This is a genomic window from Methylobacterium sp. CB376 (assembly GCF_029714205.1).
Classification (GTDB): Bacteria; Pseudomonadota; Alphaproteobacteria; order Rhizobiales; family Beijerinckiaceae; genus Methylobacterium.
On sequence record NZ_CP121648.1, the window covers coordinates 6919074 to 6937717 of the forward strand.

General features: G+C 73.3%; 21 protein-coding genes. 14 read left to right on the forward strand and 7 right to left on the reverse strand.

Going from position 1 to position 18644, the window contains the following annotated elements; all coding sequences use genetic code 11:
- Window positions 1-374: 374 nt before the first annotated feature.
- Both QA634_RS31905 and QA634_RS31910 read left to right on the forward strand, forming a co-directional pair.
- Window positions 375-1676, forward strand: coding sequence for an SLC13 family permease (locus tag QA634_RS31905; protein WP_012335960.1), 1302 nt, complete (start codon window positions 375-377; stop codon window positions 1674-1676).
- 265 nt (window positions 1677-1941) lie between these two features.
- Window positions 1942-3306 (forward strand): patatin-like phospholipase family protein, encoded by a 1365-nt coding sequence (locus QA634_RS31910; RefSeq protein WP_012335961.1) that lies wholly within the window; start codon window positions 1942-1944, stop codon window positions 3304-3306.
- 7 nt (window positions 3307-3313) lie between these two features.
- Here QA634_RS31910 and hisI read toward each other — a convergent pair whose 3' ends face one another.
- Window positions 3314-3721: a phosphoribosyl-AMP cyclohydrolase gene (hisI, locus tag QA634_RS31915; RefSeq protein ID WP_012335962.1), complete on the reverse strand. Its 408-nt coding sequence runs from the start codon at window positions 3719-3721 to the stop codon at window positions 3314-3316.
- A complete protein-coding gene (gene folE / locus QA634_RS31920; protein ID WP_012335963.1) occupies window positions 3721-4380 on the reverse strand; it encodes a GTP cyclohydrolase I FolE in 660 nt (219 codons plus the stop codon). Before folE ends, hisI begins: the two co-directional genes overlap by 1 nt.
- Window positions 4381-4644: 264 nt before the next feature.
- Between folE and QA634_RS31925 the strand changes: the two genes are divergently transcribed.
- The 3 genes from QA634_RS31925 (at window position 4645) to thrS (ending at window position 7510) form a co-directional block, all read left to right on the forward strand.
- Window positions 4645-5097, forward strand: coding sequence for an iron-sulfur cluster assembly scaffold protein (locus QA634_RS31925; RefSeq protein WP_012335964.1), 453 nt, complete (start codon window positions 4645-4647; stop codon window positions 5095-5097).
- Entirely contained in the window at window positions 5094-5399 is a 306-nt protein-coding gene (yidD, locus tag QA634_RS31930; protein ID WP_012335965.1) for a membrane protein insertion efficiency factor YidD, read from the forward strand. The genes QA634_RS31925 and yidD overlap by 4 nt, the downstream gene beginning before the upstream one ends.
- 98 nt (window positions 5400-5497) lie before the next feature.
- On the forward strand, window positions 5498-7510 hold the full coding sequence (gene thrS / locus QA634_RS31935) for a threonine--tRNA ligase (RefSeq protein ID WP_012335966.1): 2013 nt from the start codon (window positions 5498-5500) through the stop codon (window positions 7508-7510).
- Window positions 7511-7525: 15 nt separating this feature from the next.
- On the opposite strand, the gene QA634_RS31940 is transcribed toward thrS, so the two are convergent.
- A complete protein-coding gene (locus QA634_RS31940) occupies window positions 7526-7828 on the reverse strand; it encodes an alkylphosphonate utilization protein (protein ID WP_018263469.1) in 303 nt (100 codons plus the stop codon).
- Between the two features lie 77 nt (window positions 7829-7905).
- Between QA634_RS31940 and QA634_RS31945 the strand changes: the two genes are divergently transcribed.
- Window positions 7906-8352, forward strand: coding sequence for an NUDIX hydrolase (locus QA634_RS31945; protein ID WP_012335968.1), 447 nt, complete (start codon window positions 7906-7908; stop codon window positions 8350-8352).
- 64 nt (window positions 8353-8416) lie between these two features.
- Here the strand turns inward: QA634_RS31945 and QA634_RS31950 are convergent, their stop codons facing one another.
- On the reverse strand, window positions 8417-9088 hold the full coding sequence (locus QA634_RS31950; protein ID WP_012335969.1) for a hypothetical protein: 672 nt from the start codon (window positions 9086-9088) through the stop codon (window positions 8417-8419).
- A gap of 347 nt (window positions 9089-9435) precedes the next feature.
- Between QA634_RS31950 and QA634_RS31955 the strand changes: the two genes are divergently transcribed.
- From QA634_RS31955 to QA634_RS31985, 7 genes are all read left to right on the forward strand, one after another.
- Entirely contained in the window at window positions 9436-10233 is a 798-nt protein-coding gene (locus QA634_RS31955) for a hypothetical protein (protein ID WP_012335970.1), read from the forward strand.
- 384 nt (window positions 10234-10617) lie between these two features.
- Window positions 10618-11043: a response regulator gene (locus tag QA634_RS31960; protein ID WP_012335971.1), complete on the forward strand. Its 426-nt coding sequence runs from the start codon at window positions 10618-10620 to the stop codon at window positions 11041-11043.
- A 281-nt stretch (window positions 11044-11324) separates the two neighbouring features.
- On the forward strand, window positions 11325-11534 hold the full coding sequence (locus QA634_RS31965) for a NepR family anti-sigma factor (protein ID WP_012335972.1): 210 nt from the start codon (window positions 11325-11327) through the stop codon (window positions 11532-11534).
- A 175-nt stretch (window positions 11535-11709) separates the two neighbouring features.
- Window positions 11710-12948 carry a poly(ethylene terephthalate) hydrolase family protein gene (locus tag QA634_RS31970; protein WP_012335973.1) on the forward strand — a complete coding sequence of 413 codons (1239 nt, stop codon included), beginning with the start codon at window positions 11710-11712 and terminating at the stop codon, window positions 12946-12948.
- Between the two features lie 22 nt (window positions 12949-12970).
- Complete coding sequence (locus QA634_RS31975; protein WP_012335974.1) at window positions 12971-13573, forward strand: glutathione S-transferase; 603 nt, start codon at window positions 12971-12973, stop codon at window positions 13571-13573.
- 53 nt (window positions 13574-13626) lie between these two features.
- Window positions 13627-13821, forward strand: a complete 195-nt coding sequence (locus QA634_RS31980; RefSeq protein WP_012335975.1) for a hypothetical protein — start codon at window positions 13627-13629, stop codon at window positions 13819-13821.
- Window positions 13822-13971: 150 nt separating this feature from the next.
- Window positions 13972-14760, forward strand: coding sequence for an SDR family NAD(P)-dependent oxidoreductase (locus tag QA634_RS31985; protein WP_012335976.1), 789 nt, complete (start codon window positions 13972-13974; stop codon window positions 14758-14760).
- A 19-nt stretch (window positions 14761-14779) separates the two neighbouring features.
- Here the strand turns inward: QA634_RS31985 and QA634_RS31990 are convergent, their stop codons facing one another.
- The 3 genes from QA634_RS31990 to QA634_RS32000 form a co-directional block, all read right to left on the reverse strand.
- A complete protein-coding gene (locus QA634_RS31990; protein ID WP_012335977.1) occupies window positions 14780-15649 on the reverse strand; it encodes a MipA/OmpV family protein in 870 nt (289 codons plus the stop codon).
- A gap of 393 nt (window positions 15650-16042) precedes the next feature.
- A complete protein-coding gene (locus tag QA634_RS31995; RefSeq protein ID WP_012335978.1) occupies window positions 16043-17272 on the reverse strand; it encodes an amidinotransferase in 1230 nt (409 codons plus the stop codon).
- 32 nt (window positions 17273-17304) lie between these two features.
- The gene (locus tag QA634_RS32000) at window positions 17305-17568 is read right to left on the reverse strand and encodes a hypothetical protein (protein WP_150108761.1); all 264 of its coding nucleotides are present in this window, start codon (window positions 17566-17568) and stop codon (window positions 17305-17307) included.
- Here QA634_RS32000 and QA634_RS32005 point away from each other — a divergent pair.
- Complete coding sequence (locus QA634_RS32005; RefSeq protein WP_012335979.1) at window positions 17567-18643, forward strand: flippase-like domain-containing protein; 1077 nt, start codon at window positions 17567-17569, stop codon at window positions 18641-18643. The genes QA634_RS32000 and QA634_RS32005 overlap by 2 nt on opposite strands.
- Window position 18644: the final 1 nt, after the last annotated feature.

Genomic DNA, 18644 nt, shown 5'->3' on the forward strand with positions numbered 1-18644 from the left:
GCGTGGCTGCAATTCTGCGTCATCCGCGTGGCGCTGCCCTGCCTGTTCTTCCGCCTCGTCTCGGACGAGCCCCTCGGCGAGACGACGCCGATGGGGCTGGCGGGCGCTTGCGCCCATAGCGGCCATATGGCTCCGCCCCTGGTGCTGGGGGCGCTCGGGCCCGCCGCGGGAGCGCCGGTCGCCCTGATCTTCGTGGCCGACAGCCTGTTCCTGGTCACGGCCGTGCCCCTGCTGATGGCGCTGGCCGGCCACGAGGGGCGGTGCCGTGAGGCGCCGCGCGGGAGCCCTTCGCGCGGCGCGAAGCGCCCCTTGCCCACTCACGCATGTCGGCGCGGCTCCGGTCATGCGATGCGGGGGCCAGGAGGAATCGCCACATGGGACCTGCCCTCGCCCCCGGGAGCCTGCTGCTGCCCGGCCTGATCGCTCTCGGCACGATCCTGCTCTGGGCCACCGCGCGGCTGCCCGAATACCTCACCGCGCTGCTCTTCTTCGCCGCCGCCATGGTGCTGCGGGCCGCGCCCGCCGACGCGGTCTTCGCGGGCTTCCAGTCCGCCGCCTTCTGGCTGGTGCTGAGCGGCTTCGTGATCGGGACGGCGATCCGCAAGGTCGGCCTCGCCGACCGGGTCGCCCGCGCCCTCGCCCCGCATCTCTCGGGCTCCTGGCCGCGCCTCGTCGGCGGCACCGTGGCGCTCGCCTACGCGCTCGCCTTCGTGATGCCCTCCAACATGGGCCGCATCGCCCTGCTCATGCCGATCGTGATGGCGCTGAGCGAGCGCTGCGGCCTCGCCGAGCCGGGGCGGATCGCGCTCGCGCTCGCGGTCGGCTTCGGCACCTACGAACTCTCGGCCAGCATCCTGCCGGCCAACGTCCCCAACCTCGTCATGGCGGGCGCGGCCGAGAGCGCCTACGGACTCCACGTCCCCTACCTGTCCTACCTCGCCCTGCACGCGCCGGTGCTCGGCGTGCTGAAGGGGCTGGTGCTGACCGCCTGCCTGTGCGCGCTGTTTCGCGCGACGCCGCGCCCGGTCGCGCCCGAGCAAGCGGCCCCCTTGAGCCCGGCGGAGCGGCGCCTCGCCCTTCTCCTCGCCGCCACCCTGATCCTCTGGGCCACCGACGCGCTGCACGGCGTGCCCCCGGCCTGGATCGGGCTCGCCGCCGCCTGCCTCTGCCTGCTGCCCCGGATCGGCTTCCTCAGCGGCGAGGATTTCGCCGCGGGGGTCAACATCCGCACCTGCCTCTACATCGCGGGCGTGCTCGGCCTCGCCGCCCTGGTCGCCCGCACCGGCCTCGGCGACGCGATCGGGCGCGAGGTGCTGGCGGTGCTGCCCCGCGACCCCGCGCGGCCGGCGCTCGGCTTCGCGGGCGTGCTCGGCCTCGTCACGGTGCTCAACTTCACGGTCACCGGCAGCGCCGCCCCGGCCCTGTTCACCCCGCTCGCCCGCGCCCTCGCGGACGGAACCGGCCTGCCGCTCGCCGCCGTGGTGATGGCGCAGGTGATCGGCTACGCGACGCCGCTCCTGCCCTACCAGGCGGCGCCGGTCGTCGTGGCCATGGGCATGGCCGGGGTCCCGGCGCGGGCGGGCCTGATCCCCTGCCTCGCCGTCGCCCTCGTCACCTTCGTGCTCCTCGCCCCCCTCGACTACGCCTGGTTCCGCCTCCTCGGCTGGATCCCCTGACCTCCCGCGCGATGTTCAGCCGGCTCACAGTCCCGCGCGGACCAGGCCGAGACGTCGTGGGGCCGCTCCACTGCCGTCGATTCGTGCAAATCCCCGGGTGAGCCGGACGGATCGCCCCGGCGGCACCCGAGGGTGCGCGGATACTTGGGGGCGCAAGTCGAGCCAGCCCCCTCATGTGTCGTCCCGCACATGCGGCGGCGCCGGGCCGGAACGGGGCCGGGAGCGGGGCGTTTCCTCTGCGAGGCGGGCGGCGGAGGACGAGACGATGTCGGGATCGACCCGGCGGCGCGGCATGGCCTGCGCCGCGATTCTGCTCCTCGGGGCGGGCCTCGCGACGCCGGCGACGGCCGGCAACCCGGCGGCCCCCGGACGGCGCGGCGACGCCCGCACCGAGTTCGCCCGCACCGAGTTCACGGCCGGCGACCTCGCGGCGGCGCGGCCCGAGGGTCTGCCCGCGCAGGTCCGCCTGAACGGCGACGACCCCGCCGCCTTCCGCGACCTCCTGGCCGGGGCGCCGCGGGCCGGGCAGGCGCCCTGGCTCGTGCTCTCGGGCGGGGGCGAGAACGGCGCCTACGCGGCGGGTCTGCTGAAGGGCTGGAGCGGCGCCGGGAACCGGCCGGATTTCGGCGTCGTCACGGGGGTCTCGACCGGCGCGCTGATCGCCCCCTTCGCCTTCGCGGGCGCCCGCTACGACGCGGCCCTCGAACAGGCCTACACGCAGACCACCGCCGCGGACGTGTTCGAGTTCGGGGGCAGCGACGCGGCGCTCACCGACACCTGGCCGCTGAAGCGCCAGATCGAGAAGAGCGTCACGCCCGCGCTCCTCGCCGAGGTCGCGGCCGAGCACCGCAAGGGCCGCCGCCTCCTGGTGGCGACGACCGAGCTCGACAGCGGCCGCCCGGTCCTGTGGGACATGGGGGCCATCGCCGGGATCGGCGGGCCCGCCGGGCTCAAGCTGTTCCGCGAGGTGATGCTCGCCTCGGCGGCGGTCCCCGGGCTCTTCCCGCCGGTGATGATCGACGCGGCCGGCCCGTCCGGCAAGAGGTTCCAGGAGATGCACGCGGACGGCGGCACCACCGCCCCGTTCTTCCTGGCGCCGGGCCGCCAGATCCTCGGGGAGGAGCCGGGCGGCCTGCCCGCGCCCGCCGTCTACCTCGTCGTCAACAACAGCCTCGCGCCCGATTTCCAGGTCGCCTCGCGCACGATGCTGAGCGTCCTCGGCCGCTCGCTCTCGGCGGCGATCCGGGCCCAGACCGCCGCGGCGGTCGCGCTCGCCCGCGGCTTCGCGGGCCGCACCGGCCTGACGCTGCACGTGGCGCTGATCGATTCCCGCTTCAGCCGCCGCTCGCCCGCGCCCTTCGACCAGGGCTACATGCGGGCGCTCTTCGCCCATGGCGAGGCGCTCGGGCGCGACGGCACGGCCTTCGACTGGCGGCCGGACGCCGTCACCACGAGCGCGATCGAGGGCAAGGGCGGCGAGGCCGAGGCCAAGCGCGGCGAAGCCGAGGTCAAGGGCGGCGAAGCCGAGGTCAAGGGCGGCGAAGCCGAGGTCAAGGGCGGCGAAGCCGAGGTCAAGGGCGGCGAGACCGCACGGAAGGGCACGGACCGGCGCGCCGAGGCGGCGCGCTGAGGGCGCCTCACCCGGCCGGGACGAGGCGGGCCCCGGCCGGCCCGGCCTCGACCGCGCGGTAGAAGCAGGAGCGGCGGCCGGTGTGGCAGCAGCCGCCGTCGCCGCCGACCCTCACCCGCAGCAGCAGCGCGTCCTGGTCGCAATCGACCCGGATCTCCACCACGCTCTGGACCTGGCCGCTCGTCGCACCCTTGTGCCAGAGCTCGCCCCGCGAGCGCGACCAGTACCACGCCTCCCCGGTCTCCAAGGTGCGGGCGAGGGAGTCCCGGTTCATGTGGGCGAGCATCAGCACCTCGCCGGTCTCGGCGTCGACGGCGAGCGCCGTGATCAGCCCGTCCGGCCCGAAGCGCGGCGTGAAGGCGGCGCCCTCCTCGACCTGGTGCCGGTCCCCGGGCGGCGCGAAGGCGAGGGCCATCAGCGCTGGTCGCGCACGAGGGTGAGGAAGCGGACCTGCTCGTGCGGGTCCTGCTTGAACACGCCGGTGAACTGGGTGGTGAGCGTCGAGACGCCCGCCTTCTGCACCCCGCGCATCGCCATGCAGAGGTGCTCGGCCTCGACCATCACGGCGACCCCGCGGGGATTGAGCACCGCGTCGATCGTGTCGGCGATCTGGGCCGTCATCGTCTCCTGGGTCTGCAGCCGGCGCGCGAAGGCATCGACCACCCGGGCGAGCTTCGAGAGCCCGACCACGCCCCGGCGCGGGTAATAGGCGATGTGCGCCCGGCCGATGAACGGCACCATGTGGTGCTCGCAATGGGAGTGGAACGGGATGTCGCGCACCAGCACGATGTCGCCGTAGCCCTCGACCTCCTCGAAGACGCGGTCGAGGATGTGGGTCGGCTCCTGGCGGTAGCCGCCGAAGATCTGCTCGTAGGCGCGGGCGACGCGCTGGGGCGTCTCGCGCAGGCCCTCGCGCTCGGGATCGTCGCCGGCCCAGCGGATCAGGGTGCGCACCGCCGCCTCGGCCTCCTGCCGGGTCGGCCGCTCGGTCACGCGCTCGGGGCGGCCCGTGTCGCTGCGCTTGTCGGCGGCGTCCGGCAGGCGGACCGACAAGGACTTCAGCACCGCATCCATGGAGCCTCCCGCCCGCGGGATACGGGCCTCACCTGCGCCTCTTCCCCGCCGGCCCCCGCCCCGGGAGGCCCGCGCCGCCCGCATGGGCGCGCCCACGCGCCGCGCCTCGCGATCCGGGGTCGGGCCGCCTATATCGTGCGTCTGCGTCCGGCGCGCAATGCGCCGGCTGCACGGCAGACCACCATGGTCCGGTGCCGATCCGAAGTCCACGGTGGAGACCATCGTCCCCGGCGGGGGCTCCCTCGTCCAAAGTCCGAAGCGGCCATGCTGAGCGACATCTACAACAGGCGCATCCTCGAACTCGCCGCCGACATCCCCCGGCTCGGCCGCCTGGCGGCCCCGCAGGCGAGCGCGAGCAAGCATTCCAAGCTCTGCGGCTCGACGGTGACGGTCGACCTCGTCACCGAGGGCGGGACCGTCACGGACTTCGCCCACGACGTGAAGGCCTGCGCCCTCGGCCAGGCCTCCTCCTCGCTGATGGCGCGGCACGTGGTCGGGGCGAGCGCCGCGGAGCTGCGCGACCTGCGCGACCAGGTGCGGCGCATGCTCAAGGAGGGGGGACCGGCCCCGGCCGGCAAATGGGCCGCCTTCGCGGTGCTGGAGCCGGTGCGCGACTACAAGGCGCGCCACGCCTCGACGCTCCTCACCTTCGACGCGGTGGTGGAGGCGCTCGACCAGATCGCGGCCCGGCCGAGCCCCGCCGAGGCGGGGGCGTGAGCCTGCCCCGCCGCGCCGCCCACGCGGCGATCCGCGCCTACCAGCTCACGCTGTCGGGCCTCGTCGGGCGCCAGTGCCGGCACTGGCCCTCCTGCTCGGCCTACGCGGACGAGGCGATCCAGCGCCACGGGCTCTGGGCCGGCGGCTGGATGGGCCTCGCCCGGATCTGCCGCTGCGGGCCCTTCGGCACCCACGGCATCGACCTCGTCTGCGAGGCGCTGCCGGAGGGCGCGGCCTGGCACCGGCCCTGGGCCTACGGCCGCTGGCGCGGGGTCAACGCGCCGGCACCCCTCGGCGAGTGATCCGTCTGGCCTTTTCCGGCCGCGCTGCTATGGAGGCGGCCCCGATCCGATCCGCTTACCTGCACGGTGCGCAGGAGTGAGCCGAAGGAGCCCGTCCCATGCCGATCCTGACATTCCCCGACGGTGCCACCCGCGCCTACGACGCCGCGGTCACCGGCCGCGCGGTGGTCGAGGGCATCGCCAAGTCCCTGGCCAAGCGCACGGTCGCGATGGCCCTCGACGGCCAGGTCCGCGACCTCGACGACGCGATCACGCGCGATGCCCGGATCGAGTTCCTCGACCGCACCGATCCGCGCGCGCTCGAACTGATCCGCCACGATTGCGCGCACGTCCTCGCCGAGGCCGTGCAGTCGCTCTGGCCCGGCACCCAGGTCACGATCGGCCCGGTGATCGAGAACGGCTTCTACTACGACTTCTACCGCGAGACCCCGTTCTCGCCGGAGGACTTCCCGGCGATCGAGGCGCGGATGCGCGAGATCATCGCCCGCGACGCGGCCTTCACCAAGGAGGTCTGGGCCCGCGACGCCGTGCGCGCGCTGTTCGCCGAGAAGGGCGAGAGCTTCAAGGTCGAGCTCGTGGACGCCATCCCGGAGGGCGAGGATCTCAAGATCTACCGGCAGGGCGAGTGGTTCGACCTCTGCCGCGGCCCGCACATGACCTCGACCGGCAAGGTCGGCACGGCCTTCAAGCTGATGAAGGTCGCGGGCGCCTACTGGCGGGGCGACTCGACGAAGCCGATGCTGAGCCGGATCTACGGCACGGCCTGGGCCTCGCAGGCCGACCTCGACGCCTACCTGCACCGGCTGGAGGAGGCCGAGCGGCGCGACCACCGCCGCCTCGGCCGCGAGATGGACCTCTTCCACTTCCAGGAGGAGGGACCGGGCGTCGTGTTCTGGCACCCGAAGGGCTGGACGCTCTTCCAGGAGCTCATCGCCTACATGCGGCGCCGCCTGAAGGCCGATTACCGCGAGGTGAATGCCCCCCAGATCCTCGACAAGGCCCTGTGGGAGACCTCGGGCCACTGGGACTGGTACCGGGAGAACATGTTCGTCACCAAGACCGAGGACGAGCGCGTCTTCGCGATCAAGCCGATGAACTGCCCCGGCCACGTGCAGATCTTCAAGCACGGCTTGAAGTCCTACCGCGACCTGCCGCTGCGCCTGGCCGAGTTCGGCGCCGTGTCGCGCTACGAGCCGTCCGGCGCGCTGCACGGGCTGATGCGGGTGCGCGCCTTCACGCAGGACGACGCCCACGTCTTCTGCACCGAGGCCCAGCTCGCCGCCGAGTGCCTGAAGATCAACGACCTGATCCTCTCGACCTACGCGGATTTCGGCTTCGACGAGATCGTCGTGAAGCTCTCGACCCGGCCGGAGAAGCGGGTCGGCTCGGACGCGCTCTGGGACCACGCCGAGGCGGTGATGACCCGGGTCCTCAGCGAGATCGAGGAGCAGTCGGGGGGACGCATCCGGACCGCGATCAACCCGGGCGAGGGGGCCTTCTACGGGCCGAAATTCGAGTACGTGCTGCGCGACGCGATCGGCCGCGACTGGCAATGCGGCACCACGCAGGTGGACTTCAACCTGCCCGAGCGGTTCGGCGCCTTCTACGTCGACGCGGACGGCCAGAAGAAGACGCCCGTGATGGTGCACCGGGCGATCTGCGGCTCGATGGAGCGCTTCGCCGGGATATTGATCGAGCATTTCGCCGGCCACTTCCCGCTCTGGCTCGCGCCCCTGCAGGTGGTGGTGGCGACGATCACGAGCGACGCCGATCCCTACGCGAGCGACGTGCTGGCCGCCTGCGAGGCGGCGGGGCTGCGGGCCGAGATCGACCTGCGCAACGAGAAGATCAACTACAAGGTCCGCGAGCACTCGCACGCCAAGGTGCCGGTGATGCTGGTGGTCGGGCGCCGCGAGGGCGAGGAGCGGACGGTGTCGATCCGGCGGCTCGGCAGCCAGCAGACCCGCACGCTGCCCCTCGACCAAGCGCTCGCCGACCTCGTCGGCGAGGCCGCTACCCCGGATCGCCGCCGCCGCGACGCGGTCGCCGCGACGGTGCCGACGGAGGCCGCCACCCTCGACGCCCATCACGGGGTCGCGGCGGCGCCCTGACGGGGCGCCCCGGCCTCAGCGCTTGCGCACGAATTCGGTGCGCAGCACGAGGCCCTTGATCGTGTCGTGGCGGCAGTCGATCTCCTCGGGGTCGTCGGTCAGCCGGATCGAGCGGATCACCGTGCCCTGCTTGAGAACCTGGTTGGCGCCCTTGACCTTGAGGTCCTTGATCAGGGTGACGGAATCGCCGTCCGCCAGCAGGGTGCCGGAGGCGTCGCGCACCTCCACCCGCGCCGCGGCGGCCGCCGCGGCCGCGACCTCCGCGGCCGGGCGCCACTCGCCGGTCGCCTCGTCGTAGACGTAATCGTCGTCGCCCATCATCCTGGCCCCACCTCGCGCGGACGGTCACGCCTTCTCGCTGCCGCCGGGGCAGATCGCAAGGGGCCGGAGAGCCGATGTGGGACGGTGAGGCCTTCGTCGGCGCCAAGCTCGCCCTCCTGTGCGGGGCGGACCTCGTCGCCTACCGGCGCGACCGGAATCCGGGCATCCCCTTCCCGGGTCTCTGGGATCTGCCGGGCGGCGGGCGCGAGGGGGACGAATCGCCGGTCGCCTGCGTGCTGCGGGAGCTCGGCGAGGAGTTCGGGATCCGGCTCGCGCCCGGCCGGCTCGCCTGGGCGCGCCGCTACCCGCCCCTCGCCGAGGGCCGCGCGGCGAGCTGGTTCTTCGCCGCCGCGATCGGCCCCGAGGAGGTGGCGCGGATCCGGTTCGGGGATGAGGGCGAGGCCTGGACCATGATGCCGGCCGGGCTCTTCCTGCGCCGCGCCGACGCGGTGCCGTACCTTCAGGCCCGCCTCGCGGATGTCCTGGCCGAGACTCCGCCCGGTTCCGCGCTCGGCCGATGACCCGGGGGCGCCGGCTCGGCGCCGCGATGCCGGTCCCGGCAATCGCTGCGGCGGGCCGTACCGCTCAGAACCCGAACGGGTCCGCGAAGGGCAGGGGGCGGCGGCGCACCGGGGTCTCCGGCAGGATCGGCCGCGCGATGTCGATCGCGACGAGCCCCTCGACCGCCAGCGCCAGCACGGCCGCCACCCCGTCCACGGCGTTCTGCACCACCCCGGCGCAATCGACCAGCCGGCCGGTCCCGCACTCGTCGAGGTAGTGCAGGATGCGCACCCGGTCGCCCGCCGACACGAAGCTGCGCCGGCAGGCCATCACCAGCCGCACCGTCGAGAGCCGCGGCTCGGCCCGCACGGTGGCGGCGCTCTCGATCACGAAGCGGCGCCCGTCCTCGGCCCAGACCGGTTCCCCCGCCACGTAGGCGGTGCGGAGCGGGTGGCGGGCGAGGTCCGCCTCCGCCACCACGTCGACGAGGAGCCCCGGCTCGTCCGTCCGGCTCACTTCGAAATCGGCCGCGTGCGCCACCGCCTCGTCCCCGAGCAGCAGCCGGGCCGGCGCGGGCCCGGCGCGCAGGGTCTCCACGGCCGGGTCGAGGGCCGCGATCGCCAGGAAATCGGCGACGAGCGCCATGCGGGGGGCGGCCGGGGCCGGCGCCGCCCGGCGCCCGCCCGCCCGGGCCGCGCCGCGGCGGGCCCCCGGGCGTTCGAGGAGGGCGGGATCGTGCAGGAGCGGGGCGGTCATGGCGGTGAGGGACTCCCGGAGCGCCGGCAGGCGCAGCCCAGCAGGCCACGCTGCAAGATCTTCTTGGATGAGGTAACAAGAACGATACGCGAACATGGCCCGGATGGTCAACGACCCGGCAGTGACCGCACCGCAAGCTTGGCCATTATGATCTTGAGCTTCTGCCGGATCTGCGTCGTCTCTAGCCGGAGCTCGGGTCCGAAATGCGGCGGTCGGGCGCGGCTGTGCTTCGCAAAAACGGTACAAATCACTCGCTCTTCGGAGTGATTCGTGCTAGACCAGCGGACGTGGTGGCGGGTGTCCCGCGCGGGCCCCGGCGCCGCCTTCGAGCAGGTGAGATCGATCGCATGAGTGCAACGACCGACAAGCAGATCGCGGAGATCCTCGCGACCTACGGGGAGCCTCTGGCCGGCAACGTCTGGCGGGTGCAGGGAACCGCCGTGATCTATCACAAGGCCCTGGAGCGGATCGCCGCCCAGGCCCGCATCCGCTTCGACGCGCCCGTGATCGTGCGCGCGGAGCGCGACGAGGCGGTGATCCTGGTCACCGGGCACATGCCGGGCCCGAACGGCGAGCGCAGCGAGTGGTCGATCGGCGAGGCGCTCATCGGCGTGAACTACAAGATCGGCGGCAAGCAGCCGGCCTACGTCTACGCCATGGCGGAGAAGCGGGCGAAGGACCGCGTGATCCTGAAGCTCGTGGGGCTCCACGGCCTGCTCTACTCGGAGGATGAGGCGGACGAGTTCAGGGCCTCCCGGCCCGACCTCCAGGGCGGCGCCTCCGCGCCGCATGGCGCCTCCGCGCCGCACGGCGCCTCCGCGCCGCAGGCCGGCGCATCGGCCGCGCGGGCCAAGCCGGCGCGGATCCAGGCGCCCGACGAGGAGGACGCGGAGGATCTCGCGGACGTCACCCGCGAGGGCGAGGCCCTGCCGGACGCCTCCCAGGCGGCGGAGGCCGACCTGAAGGCCGAGATCGACAAGGCCAAGAGCATCAACGCCGTCACCGACCTGATGCTCGACCCCGCGACCCAGGCGCGGCTCGCCGCCATGGCGCCGGGGCTGCGCGACGAGGTGCGCGAGCACGCCAAGCAGCGCCTCGTGGCCCTCGGCTGGCCGGCGAAGAGCCGCAAGGCCGCCGCGGCCTGAGTCGCGCGGGAGCCCGCGGCCCGAGCCGCGACGGGCGGGCGGTCCGGCCTCCGGGCCGCCCGCCCGTGTGCGGAGGCGCACGCGCTGCGCTCTTTTGCTGAATCGTGAACGGAATCCGGCCGCGCACCGCCTTGCGGGCGCGCGCCGATGCCGCAACATGGGGGTGGGAGACATCGACATCCGCGAGGAGCGGGACGGCGAGGGGCCGACGCGGCACCGGGCGGGGCGTTCCGCCGAGGCCGGACGCGGGGGCTCGTGGCCGGCGCGCCCTTGATTCGGTTCATCAAGAGCAAGATGATGCGCTGGTGGTCAAGCTTCCGTGAGCCCGCCGGGAGAACCGTTCAGGGCGATGCAACCAGTGGACTGGATTCCCGTTCCATGGCTATGAGCGAGTCCGGTGCCGCCAAGACGCAACCCGTGATCCTGGTCGTCGAGGACGAGCCGGAGGAGCGCTTCCTCGCGGCCACGCTTCTCGAGGAGACCGGCTTCCGCGTCATCGAGGCCGACACCGCCGAGAAGGCCCTCGCCATCCTGCGCGAGCGGGGCGGGGAGGTGAACGTCGTCTTCTCCGACGTGCGCACCCCGGGGCCGATCGGCGGGTTCGAACTCGCGCGGATCATCGGCGTGACCTGGCCGCGCGTCCACGTGCTGCTGACCTCGGGCGATGCCGGCGACCAGCCGAGCGACCTGCGGATGTCGGCCACCTTCATTCCGAAACCCTGGCGGGCCCTCGACATCCTCACCCTCGTCGAGCAGGCCGCCGGCTACCACGGCGGGCGCTCGGCCGTGGGCGACGCCAGCGCCGGCTGAGCGCCGCTGCGCCTGTTCCGGGCGCGCGGTGACGTCGCGGAAGCGGCCGGTCACCGCCGCGCGGGCGCGAATGCGGTCCCAGTCGTTCCGGGCGCGCCCGCCCGTGACGGCCGTGCAAGGTTGACGACCGAGAATCGCATCATCGCACCCTCGATCCGGAGGATCTGCGCAACCCGGCCCGGGGAGCCGCGTTGTTACTCGGGATTTGTTGACGCCTGCCGCCTCACGGTCCCGCGCGGCTGTTGCAAACCGGAGGCAGGGCACCCGCCCGAAGACGATCCATGAAGGTCATCCCGAGCAACCACGCGGCGAGCTTCGGCCAGACGCATGCGACGGCCTCGTCGCTGGCGGACGCCCTGCTGCTCGCCAAACTCGGGCACGATCTGCGCTCGCTCTACACCGACACGGTCAACCAGCCCGTGCCGGAGACCCTCACCCAGCTGATCGCGCAGCTCGACGCGCTCGACCGGGAGCGGCGCGAGGAGCGCTGACGGGCGCTCGTCCGTCAGCGCTCCTCGCCGCTGGACTGTACCGCGGAAGCGACACACCTGCCCGTGCCGGGCCGCGTGCGACCGATGAAGCCTTGAGATTGCGGGCGAAGTGGTGTCGGGTGGGGCGGATCGACGGTCCGGCTACCGCCGGCGGATCCCCGCTCGTCCCGGTCGCATGCGCCTCACGATCCGTTCCTGCCACGCCCTCGTCCTGACACTCGGCCTCTGCGCGGGGATCGGTCAGGCGGGGGCTGCCACGCCGCCCGCCCAGCCCAAGGAGGGACCGGGCGGCCAGGCCTACACCGCGTCCTCGGTGGTGAAGCGGGCGCTCGGCCGGACGGGGGCGATCACCTTCGCGTTCTACGGCAGCGGCCCGGCCCCGGCCGAGGGCCGGCCGGTCGCGGTGGTGCTGCACGCCTGGGGCGCGGTCAACCCGCAATCCTACGGCTCCTGGATCGAGCACCTCGCCCGCGAGGGCTACCTCGTCCTGTTCCCCCGCTTCCAGGAGGTGAACCGCACGCGTCCGGCCGATGCCAGCGCGGCGGCGACCCGGATGGTCAAGGAGGCGCTCGACGCGCTCGCGGGCGACCCCGAGGCCAAGCCGGACCCGGCCCGGCTCGCGCTGATCGGCCACCTCGCGGGCGTGCCGATCGCCGCCAACCTCGCGGCGGACGCGGCGGAGGCCGGCCTGCCGGCCCCGAAGCTGATCTTCGGCGCCATGCCGGGGGGCATCGCCCGGGACGAGAAGACCCGCGGCATCGCGCTCCACGACCTCTCCCGGATCGCGCCCGGCACGCTCCTCATCACCATCATCGGCGACCGGGACGCGCGGGCGGCCGATCTCGCGGCGCGCCGCCTGATGCGCGAGACCGCGGCGGTTCCCCCCGCCCGCAAGCTGCTGATGCGGGTGCTCTCGGACGATCACGGCTTCCCGGCCCTCTCGGCGACCCTGGCCTCTCCGGCCGGCAGCAACGCCGCCTACGACGCGGCGGCGATCAAGCTGCCGCCCGAGCCGCCCAAGGATCAGAAGCAGAAGCCGCCGCCCTTCAAGTGGTCCGCCGACATGGCGCTCACCGGGGAGCAGACGACCCTCGTCGCGCAGATCAACGCGGCGGGGACCGACACCCTCGACTACCTGGGCTTCTGGAAGACCTTCGACATGGCGGCGGCCGCCGCCTTCGCGGGGCAGGACGCCGCCTCGCTCAAGGCCAATCCGCGCTTCACCGACATGGAGCGCTGGAGCGACGGCTGGCCGGTGCGCCGCCTCGCCGCCGAGAGCCCGCGCCCGCCGGCCGAGCGGCCGGCCGCCACGGCCGCCACCGCCGCCAAGCCCGCTTCCGCCAAGCCCGCTTCCGCCAAGCCCGCCGCCCCGAAGCCGGGCCCGCGCCCGGTCGGCCAGCGCCCGCGGCCCTGACGCCCCTCTCCGGGAGGTCCCGATGCAGCTCTACCACTCGGTGACGTCGCCCTTCGTCCGCAAGGTGATGGTGACGGCCCACGAACTCGGCCTGGTCGGCCGGCTGGACCTGGTGCCCGCGGCGGCCCATCCGGTGAACCGGGACGGCGGCCTCGTCGCCCGCAACCCCCTCGGCCAGGTGCCGACCCTGGTCCTCGACGACGGCACCGTGCTGGCCGACAGCCGGGTCATCTGCGAGTACCTCGACCATGTCGGGGAGGGCGGGCTGTTCCCGCGCAACGCCACCCGCTGGGGCGTGCTGGCGGCCCAGTCCCTCGGCGACGGCCTGCTCGACGCGGCCCTGGTGACCGTCTACGAGACCCGCGTGCGGGCGGAGAACGAGCGCTCGGAGGCCTGGGTGGCGGGCCAGCGCGCCAAGATCGAGTGCGCGCTCCAGGCGATCGAGGCGGCTGCGCCGGGCCTCGGGGACCGGCTCGACATCGGCACCATCACGTTCGGCTGCGCCCTCGGCTACCTCGACCTGCGCTTCGCCGAGATCGACTGGCACGGCCGCTACCCGGCGGCGGATGCGTGGTTCGCCCGCTTCGGCGCCCGGCCCTCGATGCAGGCGACGCGGCCGGTCTGATCCCGGCTGGCCCCGGCCTTGCACGGAGGCCCGGACATCGCCGGGCCTGAACCATGAACGACTTCCTCGCGCTCCTCCTCGCCGCGCTCGCCTTCTGCGGCGCGTTCCTGCTCCTCGGCCTCGCCGTGCGGCTGGCGCACCAGCTCCAGCTCGGCTCGCCCTACCTCAGCGACGGCAACTTCCTGCAGGTCGCCCTGGCCCTCGGCCTCGCCGTGGCGACCTGGCGGCGGGCGACGCGGGCGGCCTGATCCGGGCATCGGGGCGCGCAGGCCGGGCGGGTCCCTTGCGGGCGCCGCGGCGGGGAGCCATGCGGGCGCCGGATGGCGGTCCTGCTCCCCGGCCGGTTGCGGGAGGACGGGGTTTCTCGCGAGTCTCCCGGGGCACGCGAGACTGCCCCCATGCCCGACCGCCTCATCGGAAAAACCGCGATCGTCTTCGGCGCCGGCTCGGCCGGAACGGGCTGGGGCAACGGCAAGGCCGCGGCCGTGGCCTTCGCGCGCGAGGGCGCGCGGGTGGTCTGCGTCGACCGGCTGGCCGAGGCCGCCGAGGAGACCGCCCACCTGATCGCCGAGGAGGGCAACGACGCCGAGGCGCTCGCCGCGGACGTGACCGATTCCGAGGCGGTGGTGCGGGCCGTCGCGGCGGCCGAGCGGCGCTTCGGGGGCATCGACATCCTGCACAACAATGTCGGCCTGGCCGAGCCCGGCGGGCCGGAGGACCTCGACGAGGCGGCGTGGCGGCGCGCCATCGAGGTGAATGTCGGCGGGGTCTGGCGCACCTGCCGGGCCGTGCTGCCCGGCATGCGGGCGCGCCGGCGGGGGGCCGTCGTCAACATCTCGTCCGTGGCCTCGATCCGCTGGACCGGGGCAGCGGCCTTCGCCTACGGGGCCGCCAAGGCCGCGGTGAACCAGGCGACGGTCGCGGTGGCGATGCAATATGCCCGCGACGGCATCCGGGCGAACGCCATCCTGCCGGGGCTCCTCGACACGTCCCTGCGCGACGATTGCCGGGCGGCCGGGACCCGCGACGCGGGCCGCGACCGGCTCGTGCCCCTCGGGCGGCTCGGCGAGGCCTGGGACATCGCCCACGCGGCGGTGTTCCTGGCCTCGGACGAGGCCCGCTTCATCACCGGCGTCTGCCTGCCGGTCGATGGCGGCCAGAGCTGCAGCATGGCCCACCTCGCCTGAGGGGGCGAGCCGCCGCCGCTCAGAACGGCGCCGGCATGGTGAAGCTGTAGTCGACCCGCGTGCCGAAGATGAACTGGTCGGGCGTGCCGAAGCGGCCGCGCACCAGCGGGCTCGCCCCGGCATCCGCGACGATGCGATTGTAGCTCGCGTAGCCGGTGGCCGACCATTGCTCGTTGAACGTGTAGGTGAGGGCGGCGAGCGCCCCGACCGTCACGTAAGTGTCGGGCCGGTAGGGGGTGACGAGGCCGTTGAGGGCGGCCTCGTCCGGCGTCACGCCGAAATAGCGGCGGGCGAAGGACTCGTCGCCGAAATTGAAGCGCGGGCCGAGCGAGAGGACGAAGCGGTCGACGGGCTGCACGTAGTCGAGCGCCAGCGTGCCGACGAGGCCGTGATGGCCGAAGACGCCGTGGCGCAGCTCGCCCCGCGCGCGCAGGATCGGGATCGGCCAGAACTCGACGAAGATCCCGGGCTCCACCGACCAGCGCACGTCCTTGAAGCCGAACAGGGCCTTGCGGTTGTCGCCGAAGTAGCGGCCCGTCAGGATGCGGGCGGTCGGCCCGATCCGCAGGCTCGGCGAGTCGTAGAGCGCGAAGCTGATCCCGTCGTCCGGGGCCGAGAAGCGCTTCGGCTCGCCGAGCCGGCGAATGCTGCCGGACGGATAGACGATCCCCGTATAGTCCTTGCTGCCGGGATATTGCGGCATGGCCTGGACGTTGGCGGAGAGCGTGACGACCCACATCGGGGGCGGCGCCTCGACGAAGGCCGGCACCGGGCGGGGCGTCAGGTCGGCGGCGAGCGCGGCCGCCGGCAGGAATGCCCCCGCGGCCGCGACGAAGCGAGCGAGGCGCGGGAGGGGGAGGCCCGCCATCAGCTGTTCGATCAGATCCATGGCCAGGATCTTAGGCCGCGGCGCGTCGATGACCTACCAACCGGACCGTGAAGCGTGGCGATTAGCCGGCCCTGTGTCACCGCGGCAACGCACGAGAAACAACGGAAAGTCAGCCGCGACGAGGCGGCAGATCGCGAAGTTTTCTTCATGCCCGTGACAAATTGGGCGCGCCCGGCGGCAATATCGGAGCAGCAGGGCCCGAGATGGCGCCGTCGCCTGCCCCAGGGGCGGCCGGCGATGCGCGGCCCGGGCCGGGTGGCGCGGGCCGCGCGCTCATGCGGGATCCGGTTGATCAAAGCGGATCCCGGATCCCAAGCCCGCGCGGCGCCTGAGCGAAGCCGCCATCCGCATGGCCGAAATCGGAGATGGCGAAGCCATCAACCGGATGGCGGTTCAGAAGTAGGACTTGAGCGTGCCGCGGCGGCGCACGTCCAGCGTCGCGCAGTGGAAGGAGCCGCCGAACGGCCCGTAGGACAGGAAGGGCGCCGGGATCGGGTCGAAGCCCCAGCCCTTCAGCGCCTTGATCAGGGTCGGCTGGCTCGCGTCGACGACGACTTTCTTCTCGTCGAGCATCAGCACGTTGATCGAGGTCCAGGGCGAGCACATCGAGATCCTGCTCATGAAGCCCTCGACCGGGTCGGGCCGGGGGGCGATCAGCACGTCCCAGGACTTCAGGACCTTCGGCAGGCGCTCGACGTCGACGTAGTCGGGGTTGACCAGCACCTTGCCGGGGGCGAGCGGCATGAAGGAGGAATCGATGTGCATCGGCTGCGGGCAGCGGCTCTCGATCTCGTGGATGCGGAAGCCCGGCCCGAGGTGGCGGCGCAGCCACTCGATGCCCATCAGGTTGGTCACGTTCGAGCGGGTGACGAAGAGGTCGCGCCCGCAGCGCACGAAGTCGGCCGCGTCGAAGACCGGCTCGAACTCGTTGACCGTGTAGCGCATCGGCTCGCCGGCCTTCAGGTTCGGCACCCGGTAATCGTAATTGTAGAGCTCGTCGGTGAGCTGGGGCCGCGGCGCCGAGGTCCAGCGGGCGCCGGCCCGGAAGTACTCCTTGAACAGCGAGCGGTAGGCGTCGCCCTCGAAGTAGCGCGAGCGCCAGCACATCGGCGACTCGATGATCTCGTCGCCGATCACCAGGTAGGGGTCGCGCGGGCAGGCGACGCAGAAGCCGCGCGAGGTCCAGCGCGGGGCCCTGAACTTCTTCGAGAAGTCGACCGCGTCGGGACGGCGCACCCTGACGCCCTCGCCCGCCAGGATGCGGATGAAGTTGTCGAGCTCGGCCTGCGCGAGCTTCTTCATGAATTTCGGGTATTTCCAGCCCGAGGCGAGCCGGTAGAAGGGCTGGGCGGCCCGCGGCAGGTTGAAGATCACCGTGAGGTGGTGGGTCGGGATCGTCGCCCCGTCGAGGCTGCCGACGATCACCTCCTCGAGCGGGTCCCACTCGTTCCAGGCCATGACGGGCGATTGGGGCGCGGGCACCCGGTGGCTGCCCGCCTGCGGCCCCTCATGGCCGCTCGCCTGCGGCCCCTCATGGCCGCTCGCCCCCGTGTCGAGGAGATCCCGGCCAGCGGCGGCGTCGAGCAGGTTCTGCCCGCTGTCGATGGTCGTCTCCCGGTCCATGTCGTCTCCTTCTCGGCCGTTGCAAATCGGCCTCATCGGGGCGCTTCCGCATCCGGCGCGAACCGCGCCCCGACCGGAAAAGCGCCCTGCGCCATAATCTTGCGGGCATTTCCGGTCATGCGCCCTGGAGGCTGGCGCGGCGCGTTTACCCGGCACTGTGTCCGGCCGGTGATAGACAGGCGGTGGCGGAGCTGCAACGTCACCCGGGACACGCTGATGATTTGCGCCGCATCCGTTGCACGAATGGCGCGCATTCCGGGGCCGGCCAGCGGCCGCGGCAACTGAAAGAGGACCATGAGGCGTCTCACCACCCTGGCCCTGGCGGCAGGCCTGTGCACCGCCATCGGCCTGTTCGTGTCCTCGGGGCCCGAGGCCGTCATGGAGGCGGCCTGGACGGCCGGGTGGGGCGCCGCCCTGGTGGTCCTCGCCCGCGTGGTCGCGGTCGCCTGGGCGGGGCTCGGTTGGTGGGCGGTCTTCCCCGCCGCGTCCCGGCCCGCCCTGCGGGTCTGCGTCGCCATCCGGTTCGTGCGCGAGGGCATCAACACGCTGCTGCCGGTGGCGCAGGTCGGCGGCGACCTGATCGGGGCGCGGCTCCTGACCCTGCAGCGGGTGCCGGGGGGGCTGGCGGGCGCGAGCATGTTCGTCGACCTGATGCTCCAGGCGCTGACGCAGTTCCTGTTCACGGTGATCGGGCTCGGCCTGCTCGTGGCGCTCGGCGGCGAGGGGCCGATCGTGCACTACGTCACGGTCGGGCTCCTGATCGCGGCGCCGGCCCTCGGCGCCTTCTACCTCGTGCAGCGGCGCCACGGGCACCGGCTGCTCCAGGCCGCCCTGCGCCGCTTCGCGAGCGGGCGCGAGTGGCGGGCGCTCGGCGCCGTCGACGTGCTCTACGACTGCCTGCGCGGGCTCTACGGGGCGCCGCGCCGGATCGCCACGGCGAGCGGCCTGCACCTCGTCGGCTGGGTGATCGGCGCGCTCGAAGTCTGGGTGGTGCTGCACTTCATGGGCTACGGCGCCCCGTTCCTGGAGGCGCTGGTGATCGAGAGCCTCGCCCAGGCCGTGCGCGGCGCCGCCTTCGCGGTGCCCGGCGCCCTCGGTGCCCAGGAGGGCGGCCTGATCGCCCTCTGCGCGGTGTTCGGCATCCCGGCCGAGTCGGCCCTCGCCCTGTCCCTGGTCAAGCGGGTCGCGGATCTGGCGGTCGGCGTGCCGAGTCTCGGCCTCTGGCATGCCCTGGAGAGCCGCGCCCGTGGCGAGACGACCGGGCTCGGGTCGTCCCTGCGCTCGCTGTTCGGGTCGGCGCCGATCGCGCCGCCCCTCGATCCCGCCTACGGCTACGCGCCGGCGGCGGCCGACGCCAAAAGGGGAGAGTGAC